The organism is uncultured Sutterella sp., assembly GCF_937923675.1.
Classification (GTDB): domain Bacteria; phylum Pseudomonadota; class Gammaproteobacteria; order Burkholderiales; family Burkholderiaceae_F; genus Sutterella.
The window spans coordinates 1-4,569 of the sequence record NZ_CALDXB010000016.1; the positions used below are offsets into that span (position 1 = coordinate 1).

1 protein-coding gene is annotated in these 4,569 nt (G+C 55.9%); it reads right to left on the reverse strand.

Annotated elements, in window-relative coordinates:
* Positions 1-3,933: ESPR-type extended signal peptide-containing protein (locus Q0106_RS01250; protein WP_297607829.1), on the reverse strand; the 3,933-nt coding region annotated here is incomplete at its 3' end.
* Between the last annotated feature and the right edge of the window lie 636 nt (positions 3,934-4,569).

Sequence of the window (4,569 nt, forward strand, 5' to 3'; positions counted from 1 at the left end):
CGTGAGCGTCTGAACGCCGGTGGTGGCGCCGAGGGAAGCGACGTCATTGGCGATCTTGCGGAGACCCGGGATCGTGATGTCTTCACCATGGCTCATGCTGCTGTAGAGCCAGTTGTTGAAGGCCGCGGAAGAAGACTTGCCGTGGTTGAGGCCCTGTTCGAACATCGCGTAGGCGGCGTCGAAACCAGCAAACTCGTCAATGCCGAGCGTCTTGATTTCTTCGTCATCCATCGCAAGGGCATAAACGCCAGTGCCATGGTCAAGAGCATCAGTCATCTGGCGGAAGCTCATCAGAATATCGCCGTCGAAGACGAACTGATCGCCCGTATCGAGGTTAGTCGTTGTGAGGTTGAGCTTGTCACCGTTGACGGTGTTCGCCACATAAACAGTGCCGTTGATCTCCACATTGTTCTGATTCGTGGTTTTAAAGATCTTCTCATTGCCCTCTGTATCGACTGTAGCTGCATCAATGATCAGCAAAGCGCCATCGTCAACGTATACGCCTTCACCAGTCTTTGCCGTACCCTTGTCAGCTCCAGTTGCGAGGACATAACCATCAACCGCGGTATAGGTGGTCGCAGAGCCGGAAACCGTCTTGCCGCCGTTCACATAAACCACGGAACTGACCGCATTCCAAGGAGCCGTTTCCTCATCGGTATCGGCAAGCACGAAGCCCGACTGCTTGAAAGCAGCTTCAGCTTCAGCCGTATTCGACGTACCCACCGCAACGATAGAGTTGCGGCCGGCTTCAACCGTGCTGCCTGAAGCAAGCTTGCCTACAGCGACGACGGAGTGCTCTTCGGAGACGCCGTTGACCCAGGCCGGATCCGCAAAGATGTAGCCAGAACCCTGGAGTTCGCCGACGGAGAGGCTGCCAGCGGCTTCCTTGGCGCCGACGTTCAGAGTACCGGTCAGGGCGAGAGTCTTGATGTTCGCAACACCATTGACCGTACCACCGGACTGAACCGTCACGGTGCTCTTGTCAGCGGCGAGAGTACCTTCAACAGTAAGAGTACCCGTGGTGATGTCGCCGTACTTGGCTTCAACAGCGGGCGTGTTGCCCGAAGCGGCCTTCGGAGCAACCGTCAGACCGACGGAGAGCGCTGCGCCATCAGCAATATTAAGTTCTGCAACATCTACGAGAAGATTGCTGCCGCTCAAACCGGTCTGTGCGACTTCCAAGTTGCCGGAAGCAACCGAAAGCGCCGTACCCGTAGCATTCTGAGCCTTAACAACAGCGCCAATCTTGGCGTCTTTGCCGGTAGTCGTCAGAGAGGCATCAGATTCAAGCGACATGCCCTTGATCGTGGCATCGCCGGAGGCAGGCACGAACTTGACAAGGTCGCCGCCATTATTAAGCGTCAGAGCAGCTCCACTGCCAACCGTAGCAGTCGAGGTCGCGCCCGAAAGGAGCAGGTTGCCAAAGGAGCCGGCCTTGTCGAAGGTACCATCGACGCCTTCAACAGTCGCCTTCTTAATCTGGTCATTCGTGATGCCGGCAAGAGCACCACTAGAAGTAACGTCCGAGAACTTAACCGTACCGCCGCTCGTCAGAGCATCCGAAATCTTGAGGGTACCGAAGTCAACCAGACCAGTAGAGGCTATAGCCTGGATTGCATTCTTAGCCTGCTGAACGCCAGCCTTCGTTGTCGTAGCGTCAAGGCCGCTCAGAACGAGCTTGCCGTTGTTGACAACAGAGCCCGAATCAAACGTAGCTCCGCTTGTCGGGAGAGAGGCGCCGCTGGCTGTGACCGTCAGGCCAATCGCATCCGCGGTCGTGGTGAGGACGCCGGTCTTCTCAACCGTGAAAGAGCTATCAGCAGCAGCCGACAGCTTCTTGCTCACCGTGAGGGAGCCGGCCACATCGACCTTGCCGTTGCGGGCATCCAGAGTATTGAGCGTATAGGCCGCACCTTCGCCGACAGTCAGGTTCGACTTCTCCTGGGAACCCTGCTGATCGTTCTTGCGGAACACCAGCTGATCGGCCGTATAAGTACCGCTCTTCACCTCGAGCGTACCGCTCGTATAGACATTCTGTTCCCCAACCTTAGACATCAGACCAAGCTGAATCTTGGCATTGTCATAGGCTTCGCCATTGAGCGTAACAGCGCCGCCGTCAAGCGTCAGCGTCGTACCGCCTGCAATCAGCGTCTGGTCATAAACCGGAGTTGTTGCATTGGGCGTGCTCTGGGAGTTGAGCTCCGTCAGATTGAACGTACCGCCTTCAGAGACAATCGTTTTCTTAGCAAAATATTCATCCGCACCGATCTTCGTGCTGAGGACGCCGCCGTCAGCAACCGTAACCGTCACGCCGGAGATCTTGCCGTAGGTGTTCACAGCCTTGCCCGAAACATCCTTCGTGACGAAGTTGTCGAGCTTGCCGTTCACGATGACGTTGCCAGCACCGGAGGCTGCAACCGCGATCGAGCCCGTATTCACGAGTGAGCCGCCCTTGGCAACAACAAGGCTGCCGCCGGAAGCCTGATCATTAGCGGTTCCGAGCGTGATCACGCCAGAGTTCGCACCTTCAGTGCCTGTAACCGTCAGCTTCGCATTCGCCGCAACATTGGTTGCACCAGCGTTGGCGAGATTGTTGGTCGTAACCGAACCGGACGCGAGGTTGAACTGACCGGTGGCTTTGGTAACAGCACCGGAAGCATCCTTCGTTTCCGCTGCGGTAGAAAGCGTTCCCTCAATCTTGAGAACGCCTGCGCCGGTCTTATCCAGTTTGGTGGTCTGATCGACAACGACATCCTTGCGGACCGTTGCGGCGCCAGAGGTAGATTCCACATTGATAACGCCGTAGCCCGCAGTCGTGAGGCCCTTGCCGATAGCCGTGCCAGAAGCGCCGCTATCCTTATCTGCATAGGCAAGCGTCGTCACCTTGATGCCGTCAACCACGAACTTGCCGTTCGCGTTGACATTCACCGTCGTGCCGGCCCCGCTCTGACCCACAGTACCGGTCACTTCCAGAACGTCGTTAATGGTGACGGAAGCGCCCGATTCCACAGTCAGAACAGAACCGCTTGCAAGGGTAGCTCCGGAGACTGCAGCACCGCTGGCCTGGTTATTTGCCGCAACCTGCACCTGAGTATTGCGCGAGCCAAAGCCCGTAGCCAGCGTCAGCGTAGAGCCAGACTGAGCCGTGATCGTACCGGTGAACCATTCGGTCGAGCCGTTGATGGTCACGTCGCCGCCGACCTTGATCGTGCCGTTGTTATAGGAGGCAATGGAGTCAAGACCAGCCGTTTCAGCAGCGCCGGCATTACCGATCGTCAGGGACGAACCCTTGTCAGCTGAAAGCGTCAGAGTCGAACCATCCTTGACATAGGCAAAGCCGCCCATGTCTTCGTATTTGGTATAGCCGGAACCCGCCTTATTGCCGGCGTAGACGACGTCCTGATGCCCGGAGACATGGAAGGTCACTTCAGAGCTACTCTGAAGAACTACCGCACCGCCGTGTCCCTGAGCTGTATTGCCGGAGATCTGGGCATTGTTGAACTGAAGCTTGCTGTTGTAAACAGCAAGCGCACCACCCTGACCGTAAGCAGCGGCAGTATCTGTAACGTTGGTGTAGGCCGTGTTGTTGTTGAACTTAGCGCCGTCAACAGAGAGCACAGCACCGGAAGCACCGCTGACGCCGTTAACGATCACAGCACCATAGTTCTTGCCGCCAAAATTGGTTTCCTTATTAATCGTAAGGTTCTCGTAGCCCTTGGCGAGGACAGTAGCCGTGTTCTCGGTCTTATCGTTAACCAATGTAGACGTGACATCAGCCGCCATCGCCGTCCCGGCGACACCCGCCATCACAGCAGCAACAGCCGCCGCAACAACCGTCTTCGTGCCCTTGGCCTGGACGCTCGATGTGATCTCGTTGGCCACCATCAGGGCGCCGCGCGCCTTGTTGAAGACCACCTTGAAATTGGAATTCATTCCTGATTACTCCAAGTGAAAAATTTTTCTGCCGCTTTGCTGCAGTGGGAGGCAGCAAAGCGGCCGCATGCCTTTGGCAAGGCACTGCAACAGCTTAGAGTCATGCATTTTCGGGGGGGGGGGGGTTAACCCTAATGCATAGGAATTTAAATCTTATTCCATTTAATTTCAGGTTTATATGTATGTGTAGGGTATTCCCTTGTTGTCGCTAGCAACAAACGCTGCAAGTCCGGCTCCGTCCGGGCCCCAGAATATTAACCGGCCTTGACTTCGATGGCTCCATCCCGGAGAAGCCCTCAGACTGATCACATCATCCCACCAAAGGCGAGGGCTCTTATCCATACGAGCGATTCAAAAATTATGGTCGATCGCCAGTGCGTCGTTCTTCTTCACGGCAGCTCAGTCAGCGAAGTGCCTCGCGGGTACTTTCGGCGCAGAACGTCAATATTGTTCAGGCGGCTGGCCTGTTCCACGGAATGCGCATGGGCGAATGCCTTCATGTCGCGCGCCGCTTTCCTGCCGTCCAGCAAAGGTCCGGGTAGCCCGCATTTTTGCTTCCCTCAATAAATACATAATCAGCATAAAGGGGACTTCCATAAAATAAATGCCTGTAAATTCTGAAAATTTCAGAGTTTA